Source organism: Fictibacillus phosphorivorans, from assembly GCF_001629705.1.
GTDB lineage: Bacteria > Bacillota > Bacilli > Bacillales > Fictibacillaceae > Fictibacillus > Fictibacillus phosphorivorans_A.
This window is the reverse complement of record NZ_CP015378.1, coordinates 1,666,200-1,686,391: the sequence shown is the minus strand read 5'-3', so window position 1 is coordinate 1,686,391 and position 20,192 is coordinate 1,666,200. Positions and strand designations below refer to the sequence as shown.

At 39.5% G+C, this 20,192-nt stretch carries 21 protein-coding genes and 1 pseudogene; all 22 read right to left on the bottom strand.

Features of this window, described 5'->3' with window-relative positions:
• Positions 1 to 21: 21 nt before the first annotated feature.
• A complete protein-coding gene (locus ABE65_RS08650; RefSeq protein WP_066393674.1) occupies positions 22 to 393 on the bottom strand; it encodes a TIGR02530 family flagellar biosynthesis protein in 372 nt (123 codons plus the stop codon).
• 12 nt (positions 394 to 405) lie between these two features.
• Positions 406 to 858, bottom strand: a complete 453-nt coding sequence (flgD, locus tag ABE65_RS08645) for a flagellar hook assembly protein FlgD (protein ID WP_066393671.1) — start codon at positions 856 to 858, stop codon at positions 406 to 408.
• A 6-nt stretch (positions 859 to 864) separates the two neighbouring features.
• A complete protein-coding gene (locus ABE65_RS08640) occupies positions 865 to 2,025 on the bottom strand; it encodes a flagellar hook-length control protein FliK (protein ID WP_231887898.1) in 1,161 nt (386 codons plus the stop codon).
• A 26-nt stretch (positions 2,026 to 2,051) separates the two neighbouring features.
• Entirely contained in the window at positions 2,052 to 2,618 is a 567-nt protein-coding gene (locus ABE65_RS08635; protein ID WP_066393667.1) for a MotE family protein, read from the bottom strand.
• A gap of 16 nt (positions 2,619 to 2,634) precedes the next feature.
• A pseudogene (gene fliJ, locus ABE65_RS22215) lies at positions 2,635 to 3,054 on the bottom strand (flagellar export protein FliJ).
• A gap of 17 nt (positions 3,055 to 3,071) precedes the next feature.
• Positions 3,072 to 4,388 (bottom strand): flagellar protein export ATPase FliI, encoded by a 1,317-nt coding sequence (fliI, locus tag ABE65_RS08625; RefSeq protein ID WP_066393661.1) that lies wholly within the window; start codon positions 4,386 to 4,388, stop codon positions 3,072 to 3,074.
• Positions 4,385 to 5,182 carry a flagellar assembly protein FliH gene (gene fliH, locus ABE65_RS08620; RefSeq protein WP_066393660.1) on the bottom strand — a complete coding sequence of 266 codons (798 nt, stop codon included), beginning with the start codon at positions 5,180 to 5,182 and terminating at the stop codon, positions 4,385 to 4,387. Before fliH ends, fliI begins: the two co-directional genes overlap by 4 nt.
• Positions 5,175 to 6,188 (bottom strand): flagellar motor switch protein FliG, encoded by a 1,014-nt coding sequence (fliG, locus tag ABE65_RS08615; protein WP_066393658.1) that lies wholly within the window; start codon positions 6,186 to 6,188, stop codon positions 5,175 to 5,177. The genes fliH and fliG overlap by 8 nt, the downstream gene beginning before the upstream one ends.
• Positions 6,189 to 6,202: 14 nt before the next feature.
• Positions 6,203 to 7,795: a flagellar basal-body MS-ring/collar protein FliF gene (fliF, locus tag ABE65_RS08610; protein ID WP_066393657.1), complete on the bottom strand. Its 1,593-nt coding sequence runs from the start codon at positions 7,793 to 7,795 to the stop codon at positions 6,203 to 6,205.
• An 81-nt stretch (positions 7,796 to 7,876) separates the two neighbouring features.
• Positions 7,877 to 8,176 carry a flagellar hook-basal body complex protein FliE gene (fliE, locus tag ABE65_RS08605; RefSeq protein ID WP_066393654.1) on the bottom strand — a complete coding sequence of 100 codons (300 nt, stop codon included), beginning with the start codon at positions 8,174 to 8,176 and terminating at the stop codon, positions 7,877 to 7,879.
• A 12-nt stretch (positions 8,177 to 8,188) separates the two neighbouring features.
• The gene (flgC, locus tag ABE65_RS08600) at positions 8,189 to 8,635 is read right to left on the bottom strand and encodes a flagellar basal body rod protein FlgC (protein ID WP_066393646.1); all 447 of its coding nucleotides are present in this window, start codon (positions 8,633 to 8,635) and stop codon (positions 8,189 to 8,191) included.
• A 2-nt stretch (positions 8,636 to 8,637) separates the two neighbouring features.
• Positions 8,638 to 9,024 (bottom strand): flagellar basal body rod protein FlgB, encoded by a 387-nt coding sequence (gene flgB / locus ABE65_RS08595; protein WP_066393645.1) that lies wholly within the window; start codon positions 9,022 to 9,024, stop codon positions 8,638 to 8,640.
• 481 nt (positions 9,025 to 9,505) lie between these two features.
• Complete coding sequence (gene codY / locus ABE65_RS08590; protein ID WP_066393642.1) at positions 9,506 to 10,285, bottom strand: GTP-sensing pleiotropic transcriptional regulator CodY; 780 nt, start codon at positions 10,283 to 10,285, stop codon at positions 9,506 to 9,508.
• A gap of 24 nt (positions 10,286 to 10,309) precedes the next feature.
• The gene (gene hslU / locus ABE65_RS08585) at positions 10,310 to 11,704 is read right to left on the bottom strand and encodes an ATP-dependent protease ATPase subunit HslU (protein ID WP_066393641.1); all 1,395 of its coding nucleotides are present in this window, start codon (positions 11,702 to 11,704) and stop codon (positions 10,310 to 10,312) included.
• A 20-nt stretch (positions 11,705 to 11,724) separates the two neighbouring features.
• A complete protein-coding gene (hslV, locus tag ABE65_RS08580) occupies positions 11,725 to 12,264 on the bottom strand; it encodes an ATP-dependent protease subunit HslV (protein WP_066393639.1) in 540 nt (179 codons plus the stop codon).
• 24 nt (positions 12,265 to 12,288) lie between these two features.
• Positions 12,289 to 13,194 (bottom strand): tyrosine recombinase XerC, encoded by a 906-nt coding sequence (gene xerC, locus ABE65_RS08575; RefSeq protein WP_066399952.1) that lies wholly within the window; start codon positions 13,192 to 13,194, stop codon positions 12,289 to 12,291.
• Between the two features lie 61 nt (positions 13,195 to 13,255).
• Entirely contained in the window at positions 13,256 to 14,560 is a 1,305-nt protein-coding gene (gene trmFO / locus ABE65_RS08570) for an FADH(2)-oxidizing methylenetetrahydrofolate--tRNA-(uracil(54)-C(5))-methyltransferase TrmFO (protein ID WP_066393637.1), read from the bottom strand.
• Between the two features lie 13 nt (positions 14,561 to 14,573).
• Positions 14,574 to 16,649, bottom strand: a complete 2,076-nt coding sequence (gene topA / locus ABE65_RS08565; protein WP_066393631.1) for a type I DNA topoisomerase — start codon at positions 16,647 to 16,649, stop codon at positions 14,574 to 14,576.
• A gap of 99 nt (positions 16,650 to 16,748) precedes the next feature.
• Complete coding sequence (gene dprA, locus ABE65_RS08560) at positions 16,749 to 17,615, bottom strand: DNA-processing protein DprA (protein ID WP_066393628.1); 867 nt, start codon at positions 17,613 to 17,615, stop codon at positions 16,749 to 16,751.
• 78 nt (positions 17,616 to 17,693) lie between these two features.
• Complete coding sequence (gene sucD, locus ABE65_RS08555) at positions 17,694 to 18,608, bottom strand: succinate--CoA ligase subunit alpha (RefSeq protein ID WP_066393626.1); 915 nt, start codon at positions 18,606 to 18,608, stop codon at positions 17,694 to 17,696.
• Between the two features lie 34 nt (positions 18,609 to 18,642).
• Positions 18,643 to 19,803 (bottom strand): ADP-forming succinate--CoA ligase subunit beta, encoded by a 1,161-nt coding sequence (sucC, locus tag ABE65_RS08550; protein ID WP_066393619.1) that lies wholly within the window; start codon positions 19,801 to 19,803, stop codon positions 18,643 to 18,645.
• A 201-nt stretch (positions 19,804 to 20,004) separates the two neighbouring features.
• Entirely contained in the window at positions 20,005 to 20,163 is a 159-nt protein-coding gene (locus tag ABE65_RS21840) for a small, acid-soluble spore protein, alpha/beta type (RefSeq protein WP_137789681.1), read from the bottom strand.
• Positions 20,164 to 20,192: the final 29 nt, after the last annotated feature.

The window sequence follows — 20,192 nt, the reverse complement described above, 5'->3', positions numbered from 1 at the left end:
TCCTGTAAAGGTCCAGCTCATTTATTCGTCTATGACGATAGCACCATTGATGTTTGTAAAGATCTGAGATGTACTTTCGTTTCGATCTAACGCTGTAATCACGGTTTGATTTGGAGCATTCACGACAAGCGTGACATTCTTCATGATCACTAATGAGTCTTTGATCCCTTTTTGGCCCGCTTCGATCACCTTTTCGCTTATCTTGTTCCAGCTTGTTTCTGATATCGTAATATTTCTATCTTGCAGCCTTTTTTGAGCGTGTTTACTAACCGTGAGTTGGTTTTCAAGCTCTTTCTGGAATACGGCCTGAAAAGATTGATCTGTTTTTTTCTGCTGATGTTTCGGGTAAAGCATCGGCTGGTACAGTTGATGAGCGTGTATACGTTCGCTCATGTCACCCACTCCTTACTTTGCCTGATCGGTTATTTTGATCACTTGGTAACTTGTGATCTTTGTCCCATCACTCATTTCCAACATGACGGATCCTTTTTCAAATAAAACAGATTTCACTACAGCTTCTTTTTCTTCTATCTTTTTGTTACCTTCTGCATCAACGGTTTCTGTTTCGTAGGTTACTTGTTTACCGATCATCTGGCTTTGTTGTAATAGTGAAGATTCTGTTTGGAACGATAGGAATTGCTGCATCGTTTGGTTCATGTTTGTCATCTGTTCTAGTGATGAAAAGCTTGCCATCTGTGCAATAAACTCTCGGTCTTGCATCGGACTTGTAGGGTCTTGGTTTTGAAGCTGCGTGATTAATATCTTTAGAAAATCATCTTTTCCTAAAATGTTTGATCCTGTCTGCTTTGTTTTTGCTTGATGATTAGAAAGCATCAGATCTTCAGAAATCTTGGTCATCACTCATCACACCTTTTCATTTAATACCAACTGCGATAATTGTTCATCGAATGATAGATGATCTGAATTCTCATCCTCAGACATGTTCTGTTCTGCATGCTGTTGATCTTCATGTGCTTGATTATGTTGATCACGGAAATCAAAGGTCTGTTCGTCTCCGTTAAGAAAGACATCGATCTTTTCAAAATCTATATCTTGACTTGTGAAAGCTTGTTTTAATTGTGTGAGCTGACTATCCAAGGCATCTTTCGCACCTTGGCTGGATGCAATGATCTTTGCTGTGATCTCACCATGTTTTTGGATCAGTTGAATCTCTATATTGCCGAGATGTTCAGGTGTTAATCGAATCTGCATCTTTGTAAATCCAGATTCTGTAACGAACAGTTTTCCTCTTGATATAATTTGTTGAACCTCACGAACAAACTGCTCCTTCTGTCCTTCCCCTCCTGTAACAGGCACTTTCAATGTCCATTGTTCTATAGGAGAAAGTGGACTCTGTACCGTTTGAAGATCTTTAGAAGCTGAAACATTAGTTTCGACTGACTTAGCTGTCGGTACGTATCGCTGAAAAGCTTGGTCCGCAAAGCTCTTCACCTTTTTTTCGGCCGAGAGTGTCTCAAAAACTTTTAAGAAAGTATTCTTATCATTACTCGATGACTCGTTTAGAAGCTTTTTAATCTCTCCAAAAATCTGCTCTGTTTGTTTTGTTAGAGAATCTTTTTGGTCAAGCTTTATTCCTGGAAACCATCGGCTGATCATTTCTGTGATCTGCTTCTGGTCTTTTTGCGAGAATGGCTCAACTTCTTCATTAACAACAAGCTGTAACAATAGAGCTAGCTTCATCTCAGGCGAAGGGTTTATTGCAATATCTGAAAAATCAATCTCGCTTTCAAGAAGTTTCTCAACCACTTCTTTCATTCCAGGCGGTAGATCGTTTAATAATGATTGAACAGTTTCGTTATCTAATAGTTCTGAACTCCATTCAAGTCCCTCAATGTTACCTAGAATACTTGCGATCATTTCTCCTAAACCTTCTGTTACTCCCTCGTTTTCAGTAGCTGAAGATGCTAGCAGTTGGGAAAAGAGAGTATCCATGCTGTTACTTTTTTGAGAAGATCCTGATCCTGGTGAAGACTGTACACCTGAAACCACTGGCTGCGAAATCATTAATTGCACGTTTTTCACACCTCCTTTTATAGCGTTTTGTTTGCCATTAGTACGGTAAGCTCTGCCGCGCGTTTCGCATCTAGCTTGGCAAGGATCGCAGCTTGGGTTTCAGACTGTAAAAGCATCAAGATGCCCATGATCTGATTATTGTTCATTTCTGACATAACAGCTGCAGCATCTTTCGCTGACATGGCTTCATAAATCTTTTTTACTTGTTCATTCTCTTCTTCTTTTACAGTTGTTTCTGCATCTTCAACTTGCTTTTCTAAGAGGGCAATATTGCTTTTAAGATCGGTAACTTCTTTTTCTTTCTTTTGAAGATCAGCGGATAGTACTTTAATGTAATCTTCTTGCTCATCGAACTTTGATTTCCATTGCTTCTCTTGAACATTGTTTGTAACAGCTACTTCCGTTTTCTCGCTTAAAACATTTTTGATAATGGGTATGTTCTTACCCGTGCTTTTTGCTTCTTCCCATACGTTTACTCCCATAAAAGAAAGGACGATTCCGAAAACAGTCAGTGCAAAAACGAAAGGTACGAATACTACTAATAAAAACCAAACCATTTTGCTAGATTTTTCGTTCTGTTTCATCTGATCACCTGATTTTTTACGACTTCGCAAAACGCAATACCGAAAATTCGTCGTTCTGCTTACTTTCATAAGAAGCAACTTCCACTCTATATGCGGTGAGCTGTCTTTCTTTTAGCTTTTCGTATTTTTTCACTTCAATGGTCTGCTGCAATAATCTTTGCTGAATAACTTGCATTCTCTATCTTGCTCTTTGCAACAGCGGCTGTAATTCTTTGATCTTGTTCGTCATCGATAACAGAAAACGCTGTGTATTCTGTAGATCGTTTACTACGATTCTTTGTTGATAGGTATAGTTCGATTGGTTCTCGATGTCTTCTTTCCTTTTTAGGAGGCTGTATATCTCTTCTGCTATGCTCTCAAATGCTTGTACAGCTTCTCCTAATTCTTGTTCAATCGATTCTTTTTCTTTTTGTTTAACAGACAATACCTTTTCCATAGAAAAATGAAATGACATCAACGTTCATCCTTCCCAAATTCAATCAACAGCCGCTGAAGAGCTTCTTCATAACTAACATCTTCATCTACTTGCTGTTTAAGAAACGCCAGAATGTTAGGGTACATCTGAATGGCTTCATCCACTGATTTAGAAGAACCCCTTTTGTATGCGCCAATGCTGATCAAGTCCTCTGCTTCCACATAAGATGAAAGAAGTTCTCGAAGACGTTCAGCAGCTTGCCGATGCTCTTTCGGAACGATATCATTCATCACCCTGCTTATACTCTTTAGAATATTAACAGCAGGAAACTGCCCTTTATTGGCTAATTTTCGATCTAAGATAAAATGTCCATCCAGAATACCTCGAACTGTATCTGAGATTGGTTCGTTAAAATCGTCTCCATCGACTAAAACGGTATAAAAGGCTGTAATCGTTCCGTTCTTATTCGTTCCAGAACGCTCTAACAATTTTGGAAGAACCGCAAAAACGCTAGGGGTGTATCCCTTTGTTGTTGGTGGCTCTCCAACAGCTAGACCGATTTCACGTTGTGCCATAGCCACGCGTGTTACAGAATCCATCATCAACATGACGTTCTTACCCTGATCTCGAAAATATTCAGCGATGCTCGTTGCCGTCAAAGCACCTTTTATCCGCATTAATGCAGGTTGATCGGAAGTTGCAACGATTACAATAGATCGCTTCAACCCTTCTTCACCTAGATCTCGCTCAATAAAGTCAAGAACTTCGCGTCCTCGTTCACCGATTAGTGCGATCACATTAAGATCAGCTGTCGAATTACGTGCCACCATACCGAGCAGCGTACTCTTACCTACACCACTCCCAGCAAAAATACCTACCCGCTGGCCTTTTCCCACCGTTAGCAAACTATCGATCGACCGTATACCGAGCTGAATACTTTCATGAATTCTTGGCCTTTCCATTGGATTCGGTGGCTCGTTCTCTGACGGATAACGAAACAATCCGCGAGGGAGAGGAGAGCCATCCAATGGAACACCCATACCATCAAGTACTTTTCCGATTAAAGAAGGCCCAACCTTTATTTCTAGCGCACGATGTGTCGCTTCTACCAAACTGCCAACTGCAATATGCTTTACATACGTAAACGGCATCAACAAAACATTCTCTTCCTGAAAACCGACTACTTCTGCTTTGATTTTTTGCTTATTGTTCCCCATGTGGATATAACAGACCTCACCGATCGATGTTTTTGGTCCTTTAGATTCGATCATTAGCCCAACAACCCGAATCACTTTTCCATATCTTTTATAGGAATCGATTGATTGAAGGGAATCGATCATGCGTTCCACGTTCATTGATCTGTCACCTCAAGTTGTTCTAGCAATTTTTCACGAAGCTCTTTAAGCTGAACGTCAAGTGTTGCATCGATCTTTCCAAAAGGAAACTCGATTATTGCTCCATTCTCGGTCAAGTTCTCATCTGGATAGATGAAAAGAGTCGCTGTCGATTGAAGTATGTTCTTTAGTTCTTCACGATAGTTTTGAGTAAGTTCAAACCAATGTGGAGGAACATAAAGTTTAATCTCTTCAAACTCTCGAGCTTCTTTAACAAGTTTCTTTACGATAGAAATCCACGTTTCAGGAGCATCTCGTAACGTTTGTCCTAAGATTTTTTCAGCGGCTGCCATGGCAAGAATGGTCATCTGTGGCTCTGCTTCACTTAAGATGTTATGGTAATCGTTTCTTAATGTATCCATAAAGCTCTTTACTTCATTTAATTGTGAAGCCCAGCTATCGTGCCCTTGCTCTAGACCATTTTGAAAGCCAGCGTCATATCCTTCATGCTTCGCTTGTTCATAAGCCGCTTCTAACTTCTCTTTCCAGAGAGTCTCTTCTTCAGCTAATCTTTTTATATGTGCCTCTTTGTATTCTTCTGCTTCCTTCGTTATAGAAGCAGCCTCTCTTTTCGCTTCTTCAAGCAGGTTATACGCTTGATTTTTAATAGATATGACCTTCGATTCTTCGTCCTCTACGTCTAAAATTGCATGGTTTTTCGTTTTAAATAATGAAAGTGACTGAATTTCTATGATGACTTCACTTGTTTCAGACTTCTCTTTGTGATCGTGAAAAGATTTTATGACTTTAGACAATCACATCATCTCCTCCGCCTCGAGCGATCACGAGCTCTCCGGCTTCTTCAAGTCTTCTGATGGTTCCAACGATTCTAGATTGAGCTTCCTCTACATCACGAAGTCGAACAGGACCCATAAACTCCATTTCTTCTTTAAAGTTCTCAGCCATACGCTGTGACATGTTGTTGAACATCACTTCTTTTACTTCCTCGCTAGATGCACGAAGAGCTAGGAGTAGATCCTCGTTCTGCACTTCACGAATAACTCTTTGAATCGCACGATTATCAAGAGTGACGATATCTTCAAAGACAAACATTCTTTTCTTGATCTCTTCCGCTAACTCAGGATCTTGGATTTCAAGCGCATCCAGGATCGTTCGTTCAGTACTGCGATCTACACCGTTTAACACCTCGACAACGGCTTCTACTCCACCAGCTTGTGTGAAATCCTGTGTAACGGTAGCAGATAACTTTCTTTCTAAGATTTGTTCCACTTCATTGATCACTTCAGGAGATGTTCGATCCATTAATGCGATCCTTTTCGCTATATCAGCTTGCATCTCTTGTGGAAGTTCAGAGAGGATCTGCCCAGCCTGTGATGAATCCAAGTAAGACAGAATCAGAGCAATCGTTTGAGGGTGCTCGTTTTGTATAAAGTTTAATATCTGACCCGGATCTGCTTTTCGAGCGAAGTCAAACGGTCTCACTTGTAGAGTAGATGTTAAACGATTGATGATCTGCATCGCTTCGTCTTTACCAACCGCTTTTTCAAGTACCGTTTTCGCATAGCCTATTCCACCTTGGGTAATATAATCTTGCGCGAGAGCTAACTGATGAAATTGTGTAATGATCTCATCTTTTAATGTTGAGTCTACTTTTCTAACTTGTGAAATTTGAAGAGTTAATCTCTCAATCTCTTCTTCACTTAAATGTTTATATACTTGGGCTGCCACATCAGGACCTAAAGAGATAACGAGGATTGCCGCTTTCTCTTTCCCAGATAGTTCTTTCATGCCTTTTGCCATCGTTCGTTACCTCCTTACTCCTCTGAAAGCCATGTTCTAACTAATTTAGCGAATTCTTCTGGCTTTTCTTTTGCCATTCTTTCTAATTGTTCCTTACGAACGGTTCCTTCAGACCCTTTTTCTTGGTTTACATCAGGCACGTAGTAAGACTCTTGTGGCTCATCCATTTCGAATTCTTCAATCTTGCTTTCAGTCTCTGTTTTTCTTTTTCGAGATAGCAAGAAGATTAATAGAATGATGACGATTATTAAGATTCCGCCAACTATGTAGATCCATAACGGAATACCTTTAGAAACGGCAGTTGTTTCTTGTTTTCCGTTGAACGGCTGTGCAGATACAAATATTTTTTCTTGTATATCATCTTCTGATAATGTTTCATTAACATCTTTAGAGATACTTGTTCTCACGATAGCACTCAAAATTTGTTCTATATCATCTAATCTTTCTTGTGGTAATGATTCTGGTTTGTTAGGAGTTGGAGGCTCCACCATGACCTGTATACCTAGATCTCGTATCTCATAAGGACTTTCTACAATTTCTTTACGAATCTTGTTCACTTCGTTATTGATACGTTCTTCTACTTTTTCATAATCTCCGTTTGAACCAGCAGCTGAACCTGGGTAGGTAGGTACTTCTTGATCACCCGTTCCCCCGACTCCACCTTCTCCTGCACCTTCTCCAGTAAACGTTTCTCTTATCCGCTCGACGCTTACTTCGATGCCTTTCATGTTTTCTTTATCAACAGGCTCTACAATATTCTCTTCACGTTTTTCTTCCGTAAAGTCAATATCTGTTGTCACTGTAGCGACTACTTTCCCTTGTCCCATAATCGTTGATAACATCTGTTGAACTCGTCGTTGTAAGTCTCTTTCAACATCCTGCTTAATCTTTCTCTGCTCTTCGTATTTTGAAGATGAAGCTGTAGAGTTAACAGAATTTAAATCATAATAATTAAAGTATTGATCTGTGATGACGATATTTTCCATAGGAAGGTTACTCACACTCTTTGAAACTAGATGATAGAGAGCTTTCACTTGGTCTTCATTTAATTTCGCTCCCGCTCCTAAAGAAAGAACAACAGAAGCTGAGGCTTTCTCTTCTTCTTGATTCACCCATACACTGCTTTCAGGTAGGGTGATCATTACGCTCGCATCTTCAACCCCGTTAATGCTTTTTATTAAGCTAGCAATCTCTGTTTGTGTGGCTTCTCTTTCTAACACACCGAATTCTTTATCTGTTATTCCAAAACCTGATTTTTCACCAAAATAGGAGAAATCGATATTTCCGCTTTCAGGCAATCCTTCTGCTGCAAGCTGCACCTGCAGGTTGTTTACCTGCTCTTCAGGAACCAGTATGGTTTTGCCGCCATCTTGGACTTCATTCGCCACACCTTTGCTATTTAAATTCTCTTGTATTTGACCTGCTTCCTGAGGGGAAAGATTTGAATACAAAGGAACAAGGTTAGGTGATGACATCATGATGGTTACAAAGATGAATGCTGTGATTATGAGAAAGATCACTCCAAGGATCATTCCCTTTTGTACATTGGAACGAGTTTTAAATCGCTCTGTCGTTTGCTTGATGATGTTTTTCCATTTTTCTTTCATTTTTTCCCCCGATAAACGCAATAAAAATTTTTAACAGCTACCCCCAAAATCGGATGCTAATATCGAAATCTGTAATAGAGCCTATACTTGCATCCTCATAATTTCTTGGTAGGCCTCAACAACCTTATTACGAATTTCAAGAGTTGTTTGCATCGTTACACTTGCTTTTTCGGCAGTAATCATCACTTGATGGAGATTATCCATATTTCCATTCATCAAACCTTGAGTGGCCTGATTCGATTGTGCTTGTGTTTCACTCAACGTACCTAGCGCACCTTTAAGATAACTTTTAAAATCTTCTTGTGCTTCATATGGTGTCACTTTTGCAACCGAGGTTGGGTTACTAATATTCTGAAGTGAACCGATTGAAATTTTGTCCATGTTTCAACACCCCTAACGGCCAATTTCTAATGCTTTTAAGTACATTCCTTTTGCTGCGTTTAGTGCAGTAACATTTGCTTCATAAGATCGAGTAGCACTCATTAAATCAACCATCTCTTTTAATGGATCTACATTCGGAAGCTGAACAAATCCTTCTTCGTTCGCATCAGGATGTTCGGGCTGATAAACTGTTTTGAATGGCGTTTCGTCGTTCACGATTCCGTTTACCTTTACGCCAGCCATTTTTCCATTATTAACAGCCTTATTAAACATATTTTTAAAACTAGATTCACCCGAACCTAAAACGACCATTTTACGTCGATACGGTTCCCACACACCATTCTTAAATTCCCCACGTGTCGAATCGACATTTGCCATATTAGAGGAAGCAACATCCATTCTAAGCCGCTGAGCGGTTAAACCGGATGCAGATACATTCATTGCATCAAAAACTCCCATATTTATCTCCCACCTTTAACAACCATCTTAATCGAATTAAACTTTCCATTGATCCGCTGTACAAGTGTCTGATAATAAAGCTGATTTTTCGCTAATTCCGCCATCTCTTTATCTACATCAACATTGTTTCCGTTATGATTCATCACTGTATTTGTTTTTTCTCTTACACTAAAAGAAGAGGATGATTCAGTACCGAATGAAAAATGCCGTTGATCTGTTCGATAGGCGTGCAAGCTTTTTTTGAATTCCTGGTTAAAAACAGTTTCTTTTGCTTTATATCCAGGTGTGTCCACATTAGCTAAGTTATTTGAAATGGTCTTTTGTTTTAATGCTGATCCATCTAGTGCCATTTCTAAGTTTTTCATGACTGAGCCAGAGAACAAACTCACCACTTCCCTCTTTTTTACTATAGAAGTTTCATATTCTGTTAAATCTTACCTCACTATCATATTTTAAGTGATATATCCAAAAAGTGTCTATGTATTTTTTCCCAAACTGACTTTTTTCGATAGAAAGGACTATATTTCGACCGTGACTTTGGACCTAATTTAAAAACTAGTAATAAAATCCCTATATTTATACTGCTTTTGGTACCTCTATACCACTTTCGCATACAATCGACAAATATTTACAATTTTATCCTTTTTTAATGTTTCTGTACTACACTAGACAATTATTAGATGTTTTTTTCAACAACTGTTCCTTTAACGAGCCCACGTATTTAAGCATCTTATAAATACTGACAGAGCCAAGGAGTCAACTATCCTCGAAATGAACAAAAGAAAATGACATTCATAATTTGTAAATACAATTTTTAAAAACAAAAAACCAGCTCTGTTTTAACAGAGCTGGTTTTTTTATTATTGGTTATTATGAAGTTTTAAGCTTCTCAAGTTCAAGCAAGAACTTATCGTTCAACACTTTAATATACGTTCCCTTCATACCTAGAGAACGTGATTCAATTACACCAGCACTCTCTAATTTACGAAGAGCGTTTACGATTACAGAACGAGTAATACCCACTCTGTCTGCAATCTTACTTGCTACAAGCAATCCTTCGTTTCCTTCTAATTCTTCAAAAATGTGTTCGATCGCTTCTAGCTCACTATATGATAACGAGCTGATCGCCATTTGAACAACCGCTTTGTTACGAGCTTCTTCTTCGATTTCTTCCGCTTTTTCACGAAGGATTTCCATTCCAACAACTGTAGCACCGTATTCTGCTAGAACGAGATCGTCTTCTTCAAATGATGTAGATAGTCTTGAAAGAATAAGAGTTCCTAATCTTTCACCGCCACCTACGATCGGAACGATCGTTGTTAATCCTGTAGAGAACAAATCTTTGTTTTCAACAGGAAATGCTGTATAATCGCTCTCTATATCAATGTTTGAAAGAGACTCCGTAATGTTGAAAAGGTTCTTAGTGTAATCTGTAGGGAATTGACGATCCTCGATCATCTTCTTCATACGCTCGTTCTCAATTTCTTGTTTAAGAGCGAGACCTAACAGTTTACCTCGACGGCTTACCACAAAAATATTTGCTTCGATCACCGTACTAAGTGTTTCAGCCATCTCTTTAAAGTTTACTTGTTTACCACCTGTTTGTTGAAGCATCGAGTTGATACTTCTTGCTTTGTTCAATAAATTCATTGTATTTCTTCCTCCTACTGCATCCTATAATATATATTGGCTCAGATCCTTGTTCTTTGCGATGTTAGCCAGTTTTTCTTCTACATACTCGGGTGTAATGGTAATTTGATCTAAGCTGATATCAGGCGCTTCAAAAGATAAATCTTCTAATAAGCGTTCTAATATGGTATGAAGTCTACGTGCACCGATATTATCGGTGTCTTGATTCACTTCATAGGCAATGCTTGCAATCTTAGCAATAGCATCGTCAGAAAATTCAACATTTATACCTTCCGTACTCAATAGAGCTTTATACTGTTTTATGATCGCATTATCAGGCTCTATTAATATACGTGTAAAATCCTCAACAGACAAGCTATTTAGTTCAACTCTGATCGGAAATCTTCCTTGTAACTCAGGAATGAGATCTGAAGGCTTTGAAATGTGAAAAGCTCCAGCTGCGATAAACAGGATATGATCTGTCTTGATCGAGCCATACTTCGTCATTACTGTAGAACCTTCTACGATTGGAAGAATGTCTCGCTGTACACCTTCACGGCTCACATCAGCAGAGTTTTGGTTCTTTCCAGCAATCTTATCGATCTCATCTATAAATATAATACCTGTTTGTTCGGTCTTGTAAACAGCTTCACTCGTAACATCGTCCATATCGATGAGCTTTGCCGCTTCATCTTGTGTTAACACTTTACGAGCTTCTCGAACTGTAAGTTTCCGTTTTTTCTTTTTCTTCGGCATAAGTCCACCGATCATGTCCTGCATGTTCATTCCCATTTGTTCAAGTCCTGAACCTTGGAACATGTCTAGCATCGAAGGATTCTGCTCTTCTACTTCAACCGTAACGAGATGATCTTCCATCTCACCGAGCGCAAGTTTTTGAGCCATTTGGTTGCGTCGCTGTCTAAGATCTGCAGCGTCATCTTGCTGTGGCTTTTGTTCTTGCTCTTGATTACCTCCACCAAAGAACATCTCTAATGGATTTTTAAAACTTGTTTCTGTTTTCTTACCAGGAACTAAAAGCTCTACAAGTCTCTTATTCGCATTTTGCTCAGCTTTGTCTTTTACATCGTTCATCCTAAGCTCTTTAACTAGTCTTACTGAAGTTTCTACCAGATCGCGAACCATCGAATCAACATCACGACCAACATAACCCACTTCAGTAAATTTAGTTGCTTCAAGTTTAATAAAGGGAGCTTGAGCTAGTTTTGCTAACCTTCTCGCTATCTCTGTCTTTCCTACGCCGGTCGGCCCGATCATCAGAATATTTTTAGGTGAGACTTCATCACGAAGCTTGTCGTCGAGCAAACTTCTTCTATAACGATTACGAAGCGCAACAGCAACAGCTTTCTTTGCATCGTTCTGACCGATAATATACTGATCTAACTTCTCAACAATCTGTCTTGGAGTTAATTGACTGTTCATTGCAACCGCTCCTTTACTTTTTACAATTCTTCTAAAACAATCTCCGTGTTCGTGTACACACAAATTTCGCCAGCTGTCTTTAAAGCTGCAAGAGCGATTTCTTTTGCAGAAAGTTCAGGTGCATGATTCTTCAGTGCCCGACCAGCGGCAAGAGCATAATTCCCACCTGATCCGATCGCTAGAATCCCATCATCAGGCTCGATTACTTCACCAGTTCCTGAAATCAATAACATATGCTCTTCGTTCATTACGATTAATAGAGCTTCAAGCTTTCTAAGAACTTGATCTGTTCTCCATTCTTTAGCCATCTCAACTGATGCACGCTGGAGGTTTCCACTGTATTCTTCTAATTTGCTCTCAAACTTTTCATAAAGCGTAAATGCGTCTGCAACCGAGCCTGCAAATCCCGCAAGCACTTTTCCTCCGAAAAGCTTTCTTACCTTTTTGGCTGTATGTTTCATTACAACTGCGTTGCCGAACGTTACCTGACCATCTCCAGTCATAGCGGCCTTACCGTTATGCTGAATCGCAAAAATTGTAGTAGCATGAAATGTTGACATTGAAAAATCCCTCCCTTTTTGTTTTTATGCTCGAGGATGCGCATTATTATAGATTTTTTTCAAATGACTTTTTGAAACGTGTGTATAAACTTGTGTAGAGGAAAGGTTAGCATGCCCTAAAAGTTCCTGAACCGCTCTAAGATCTGCTCCTTCATTCAGCATGTGCGTCGCGAACGTATGGCGCAAAACATGCGGACTGATATGTATGGTAAGGGAGGATTCCTCAATTAGTTTATTTAATATAGTTCTTACGCCTCTAACGGTTAAAGGTTCCCCTTTATAGTTTAAAAATAATGCATCCGACTTTTTCTCCGTTTTTTCTAACAGCAACTTGCGACCGTCCTGTATATACTTTTCAAGAGATTCTCTTGCAAACGAACCGATCGGAACATATCTTTCTTTTTTACCTTTTCCTTTAACAAGCGCAATCTCTACATTTAAATCAAGATCTCTCAATTGCATCTTGCACAATTCACTGACACGAATACCAGTTCCGTACAATATTTCGAGGATGGCTTGATTTCTCTGTCCCATAGGCGTTGTAACATCAGACACATTAAAAAGCCTCTCCAACTCTTTTTCATAAAGAAATTGAGGAAGCATTCTTGCTTTTTTAGGGAGTGATGCCATAGCGAAAGGGTTATGTTCTTCGATGATCTTTTCGCGGTTTAGAAAACGATAAAAGCTTCTCATCGCCGATATCTTTCTTGCTACTGTATTGCGAGCATACTTCTTCTCATGCAGTGTCACTAAATATTGCCTGACTAAAACATAAGAAACAGCAGCGAATCCTTCGATTGCTTGCTGTTTCAAAAAAGAAGTAAAATCATTAATGTCTTTTTCATAGTGTTCAATCGTATAAGGTGAACAGTTCTTCTCGATCATTAAATAATTCAAGAAATCCACCACGTGTTGGCGTTCTGATACCATTTCATACACCTCACAAAGCCCCTAAATCGTAACACAATTTAGGGGCTAAATCAATACATGTTCACAAATTTGTTATAAAATTCTGAATTGTTTCCAGTGCTCTATCAGCTAGAGCTGTATTACGCTCTTGTTTGTTTTTGATTCTCTTTTCAAGAGGTGGAAGTAGGCCAAAGTTAGCATTCATCGGCTGAAAATTATCTGGATTCGCGGTCGTAATATAATACGCCATGCTTCCGATCGCTGTTTCTTTCGGGAAGACAGCGAGTTCTTCACCTTTGATTAACTTTGCAGCATTGATTCCGGCGATCAAACCTGAAGCTGCACTTTCAACGTACCCTTCAACACCAGTCATCTGACCTGCAAAGAAAAGGTCTTTTCTTGCTTTTAACTGATATGTCTCTTCTAAGAGGCGTGGAGAGTTCAAGAACGTATTACGATGCATAACTCCATAACGTACTACCTCTGCGTTCTCTAAGCCTGGAATCAGTCTTAAAAGCTCTTTTTGAGGTCCCCATTTAAGGTGTGTTTGGAAACCTACAATATTATATAGAGTTCCAGCACTGTTGTCTTGTCTTAATTGAACGACAGCATAAGGAATCTTGCCTGTTTTCGGATCTTCGAGACCTACTGGTTTCATCGGCCCGAACAATAATGTTTTCTTCCCTCTCTTAGCCATAACTTCAACGGGCATACACCCTTCGAAAAAGATCTCTTTTTCAAATTCTTTTAAAGGGACTGTTTCTGAAGTGATTAACGCTTCATAAAAACGGTCAAACTCTTCTTCTGTCATCGGACAGTTTAGATAAGCTGCTTCGCCTTTGTCATAACGAGACTTTAAATACACCTTGTCCATGTCGATGCTATCCACTTCAATGATCGGTGCAGCTGCATCATAAAAATAAAGATACTCTTCTCCCGTTAATGAGTTCAACGATTTTGACAAGTTATCAGAAGTTAGAGGTCCTGTTGCAATGATAGTCGGACCTTCAGGGATCTCAGTAACTTCTTCAGTGATCACTTCAACATTAGGATGATTCTTAACTCGCTCTGTCACAAGGCTAGCAAATTCGTGACGGTCGACCGCCAGAGCTCCACCAGCTGGTACAGCACAATCATCTGCAGATGAAATAATAACAGAGTTTAACTTTCTCATCTCTTCTTTTAGTACACCGACAGCGTTTGTGAGTGTATTAGCACGAAGTGAGTTCGAACATACTAGTTCTGCAAACTTCTCTGTGTGATGAGCCGGTGTTTGTCTAACCGGTCTCATCTCGTATAATTTTACTTGAATTCCTCGGCTAGCGATCTGCCAAGCTGCTTCACTACCAGCAAGACCTGCTCCGATTACGTTAACATGTTGATTCATGAAGATAAACTCCTTACTTTGCTTCCTCTTCAGCATAATCGCAAGATACACACTGCACGACTTTGCCTTTTTTCGTTTTCTTTTCTACTAACATACTATTACACTTCGGACACGTTCTGGCAATAGGTTTATCCCAAGAAACAAATTCACAATCTGGATAACGGTTACATCCATAGAAAAGTCTTTTTTTCTTACTCTTTCGTTCTACGATTGTTCCTTCATGACAAGTTGGACATGTAACACCGATATCTTTCACGATCGGTTTCGTGTTTCTGCAATCTGGGAAGTTTGAACAAGCCATAAACTTTCCAAAACGCCCCATCTTATAGACCATCTCGTGTCCGCATTTCTCACAATCTTCACCGGCTGGCTCATCTTTGATCTCTACTTTTTGCATTTCTTCTTCTGCAATCTTCAGTTTCTTTTCAAAACCTTTGTAGAAGTCATCAATGATTCTGATCCAGTTCTCTTTTCCGTCTTCTACTTCGTCAAGATCACTTTCCATCTTAGCAGTAAATTCAACGTTGAAAACTTCTGGGAAAAATTCTAGTGTCATCTCTAACACAAGCTCCCCAAGTTCGGTTGGAACAAATTTCTTTTCATCTAGAGCTACATACCCACGTTTTTGAATCGTATCAAGGGTTGGTGCGTATGTTGATGGTCTGCCTATACCCAGTTCTTCCATCGTACGAACAAGTCTTGCTTCCGTATAACGTGGAGGTGGCTGTGTAAAATGCTGTGTTGGTTCAAGATCTTTCTTTTCTACTTTCATGCCTTCTTGCACATCAGGAAGAATACGATCTTCTTCTTTTTTCCCATCATCATTGCCTTCAACATAGACTTTCATGAATCCAGGAAACTTAACCTTAGATCCAGTCGCACGGAAATTGATCCCATTGTTCTCTAGATCCACTGTCATCGTATCAAGAACGGCTGATGCCATTTGGCTCGCTAAGAATCGCTCGAAGATCAGCTTATATAATCTGAGTTGATCTCTTGAAAGATAATTCTTTAGATCACGTGGATGATACATGACAGAAGTGGGACGGATCGCTTCATGGGCATCCTGAGCGTTCTTTCCGGATTTTTTCTCCACTCTTGATCTGTTGACGAACTGCTCTCCATATTCTTTTTCGATGAATTCAGCAGCTTCCGTCTTAGCTGTATCTGAAATACGTGTCGAATCTGTACGCATATAGGTGATCAGACCGACCGTACCCTCTTTTCCTAGATCAATTCCTTCATATAATTGCTGTGCAAGCATCATCGTCTTTTTAGCTCGGAAATTTAGTTTTCTAGCCGCTTCTTGTTGAAGTGAAGAAGTGATGAAAGGTGGCGATGGATTTCTGCGTCTTTCTTTTTTCTGAACAGAATCGATCTTAAATTGTTTCCCCTTTATCGTGCTTAAGATCTCTTTAACTTCTTCTTCATTCGACAGTTCTTTTTTCTTGCCGCCGACGCCATAGAACTGAGCTTCAAAATCCTCTCCAGACGCACTAAAGATTCCTTTGATCTTCCAATACTCTTCTGGCTGGAAAGCTTCTATTTCTTTTTCACGTTCGACGATCAATCTGACCGCAACCGTTTGTACACGGCCAGCGCTCAATCCCTTTTTGATCTTCTTCCATAATAACGGACTGACTTTATATCCTACTAGTCTGTCAAGCACCCTTCTTGCTTGCTGTGCATCGACTAAGTCCATATTGATCTTTCTTGGTCGTTTGAATGAATCTTTTATCGCATTTTTTGTTATCTCATTGAACACAACTCTACAATCAGAATCTAAATCCATGTCTAAACTGTGAGCAAGATGCCAAGCAATTGCTTCACCTTCGCGATCCGGGTCAGCTGCGAGAAAAATGCGTTTTGCTTTTTTCGCTGCAGTTTTTAAGTCTTTTAATATTGGACCTTTTCCTCGGATCGTAATGTATTTCGGTTCATAGTTTGCATCTACATCGACCCCAGTCTGGCTTCTGGGAAGATCACGAACATGTCCCATAGATGCTTTAACGTCATATTTACTCCCTAGATACTTTTTTATTGTCTTTGCTTTTGCGGGAGACTCAACAATGACTAAATATTTTTCCATTTACAGTTTATCCCCCTTTAAGGGTTTAGTGAAATCTTCCCTATTATTAAATAATGTATCTGCATTTGTCAAACTGTTTCCTCATTAAAATGAAAACGGTTAGAAACTTTCATTTTGAATATCTTCTGCACTCATGACTAATTTTGCTCCATTTTGGATCAAAAAATTGGTCCCGTTCGCACACTCTTCTAAAATGGATCCTGGTATCGCAAATACATCTCTTCCTTGCTCGAGTGCTTGATCAGCTGTAATTAAAGAACCACTCTTTGTTCGTGCTTCAGCAACAAGCGTTGCACGGCTAAGACCGCTAATTATACGGTTACGAAGCGGAAAATGCCAGCGTTTTGGTGTAGCCTGAGGGGAAAATTCAGATATAACAATGCCTTGTTCACTAATTTTTTTGGCTAGTTCTCTGTTTTCTCTCGGATAGATCTGTAATAAGCCTGAGCCTAAAACAGCTGCAGTCAGAGCGTTTTTCTGAACACTTAACTCATGAGCAAACGTATCGATCCCTTTAGCTAATCCGCTGATCACGATCCAGTTATCATCAATTAATGGCTCAAGCACTTTCTGCAAAGCTTGTTTTCCTTGTTTACTAGGATTACGAGTACCGACCACACTAATCATTTTATCCCGATTTAGAACAGTCCAATCGCCTTTTCCGTAAAGAACCCATGGGGGGTCATAAATACTTTTTAAAAGCGGAGGGTAATCTTTATCAAAAATTGTTACAGCTGAAATAGAATGTCTCATAAGATTCTTCATTATGTATGTACTATTATATTGTTTCATGTGTTGATAGAGACGCTTTGCCGTTTGTTCACTCAGTCTAAACGACATTCTTAACCTGCAGATATCCATAGAAAAAACAGATTCTAGTTCAGGGTCAGCGGCGACTATTGATTTTAATTGATTCCATGTGAGTCCTTCGCAATGATGAAGAAAGATTAAGCGTTCTTTATCCAAACTTCATTCCTCCTCATGAAACAAATCAATGTAAACAAAAAGCTCCCGATCTGGGAGCTTTTCACGTTGTAATCGTTATTACGCTTTTGCTTTATTTGTTACACAGCGATCATATAGATCGTTTTCTTTCAAAGCTTCAACTAAAGTTTCTCCCATAACAGAAGGCGTTGCTGCAACTTTAATTCCACAAGCTTTCATCGTTTTGATCTTCTCATCTGCCGTACCTTTACCACCAGAGATGATCGCACCAGCATGGCCCATTCGTTTTCCTGGAGGTGCAGTTTGTCCACCGATGAATCCTACTACAGGTTTCTTCATGTTCGCTTTAACCCATTCAGCAGCTTCTTCTTCAGCCGTTCCACCGATCTCACCGATCATGATTACTGCATATGTGTCCTCATCTTCGTTAAATGCCTTTAAAACGTCGATAAAGTCAGTTCCGTTGACTGGGTCTCCCCCGATACCTACTGCTGTAGATTGACCGATTCCACGCTCTGTCAGCTGGTGAACAGCTTCATACGTTAATGTACCAGAACGTGACACAACCCCAACATGACCTTTTGTATGAATGTATCCTGGCATGATACCGATCTTACATTCTTCAGGAGTGATTACACCCGGGCAGTTCGGACCAACTAGACGAGTCTTCTTGCCTTCCATGTAGCGCTTAACTTTTACCATATCCAACACTGGAATACCTTCAGTAATACAGATTGCTAGATCAAGTTCTGCGTCAACCGCTTCAATGATCGCTTCTGCAGCAAATGCTGGCGGAACATAGATAACAGAAGCGTTCGCTCCAGTTTCTTTAACTGCATCCACTACGGTGTTAAAAACAGGAAGACCTTCAACTTCTGTTCCACCTTTACCTGGTGTAACACCGCCTACAATTTTCGTACCATATTCAAGCATTTGTTTTGTATGGAAAAGACCAACAGAACCTGTAATACCTTGAACGATAACTTTTGTATCTTTATTAATAAAAATGCTCATGTATCCATCCATCCTTCCTACGATGTTTTCTCTATTACTTTACTAAAGCTACGATCTTCTCTGCTCCATCAGCCATAGAATCAGCAGCTGTAATGTTTAGACCAGATTCTTTAAGAATCTTTTTACCAAGATCAACGTTCGTACCTTCTAAACGCACAACAAGAGGTAACTCAAGACCAACTTGTTTCGTTGCTTCAACAACGCCGTTCGCGATAATATCACATTTCATAATTCCACCGAAAATGTTAACAAAGATTCCTTTAACATTTTGGTCAGAAAGAATAATCTTGAATGCTTCTGTTACCTTCTCAGTAGTCGCGCCGCCCCCAACGTCAAGGAAGTTAGCCGGGTCGCCGCCGTAATGTTTAATGATGTCCATCGTTGCCATAGCAAGACCAGCACCATTGACCATACAGCCAATATTTCCATCTAGAGAAATGTAGCTAAGATCATATTTAGAAGCTTCGATTTCTTTTGCATCTTCTTCTTCAAGATCTCTGTACTCTAAGATGTCTTTGTGACGGTATAAAGCATTAGAATCAAAGTTCATCTTTGCATCAAGTGCCATAACATTTCCGTCACCTGTTACAACTAATGGATTGATTTCAGCGATTGAACAGTCTTTTTCAACAAAAGCCGTATATAGACCCATCATGAATTTAACTGCTTTTCCTACTAATTCAGTAGGGATGTTGATGTTATAAGCAAGTCTTCTTGCTTGGAATGCTTGAAGGCCGATCGCTGGATCGATTACTTCTTTGAAGATTTTTTCAGGTGTCTTTTCAGCCACTTCTTCAATTTCAGTTCCGCCTTCTTCAGATCCCATCATAACAACACTAGATGTTGCACGATCTAATACAAGACCGATATAGTATTCTTTCTTAATATCACAGCCCTCTTCGATAAGTAAGCGCTTAACTTCTTTACCTTCTGGACCTGTTTGATGAGTTACAAGAACTTTTCCTAAGATTTCATTTGCGTATGTACGCACTTCATCGATATTTTTAGCGACTTTTACGCCACCTGCTTTACCGCGGCCACCTGCGTGGATCTGTGCTTTAACAACAGATACAGTGCTCCCCAGCTCATTAGCAGCTTCTACTGCTTCTTCAACGGTAAATGCTACTTTCCCGTTTGGAACAGCCACACCATATTTTCTAAGTATCTCTTTACCTTGGTATTCGTGGATATTCATTTACTCTCCATCCTCCTATCATGGTGAAAACTTAAAGTACCGTTATCATTGTATAAGACCTAGTCTATTATGTCTACTATTCTTCAGAAAATTGCAAGCGCATACACCTTTTTAACCAAAATAAAAAACCAAAATCACTTTAAAATGACTTTGGTTTCAACGTTTTTTCGCTCTCTTTAAGAACGAAAACACCTTCTTATTTCATTTGTTTTTTTCGTTTTTCTGTTTTTTGATGATTTTAGGTGTTATCGCTTCAGATTCAGCAGCTGAACGGTACATCCCAAACTCTTCAGCCATCTCTTCTTTAAACTGGTTCACTAGTTGCTCGGATTGTTGTACAACTAATTTATTTTTAGGCATTAAAACACACTCCTTTTAAGATAGGAATG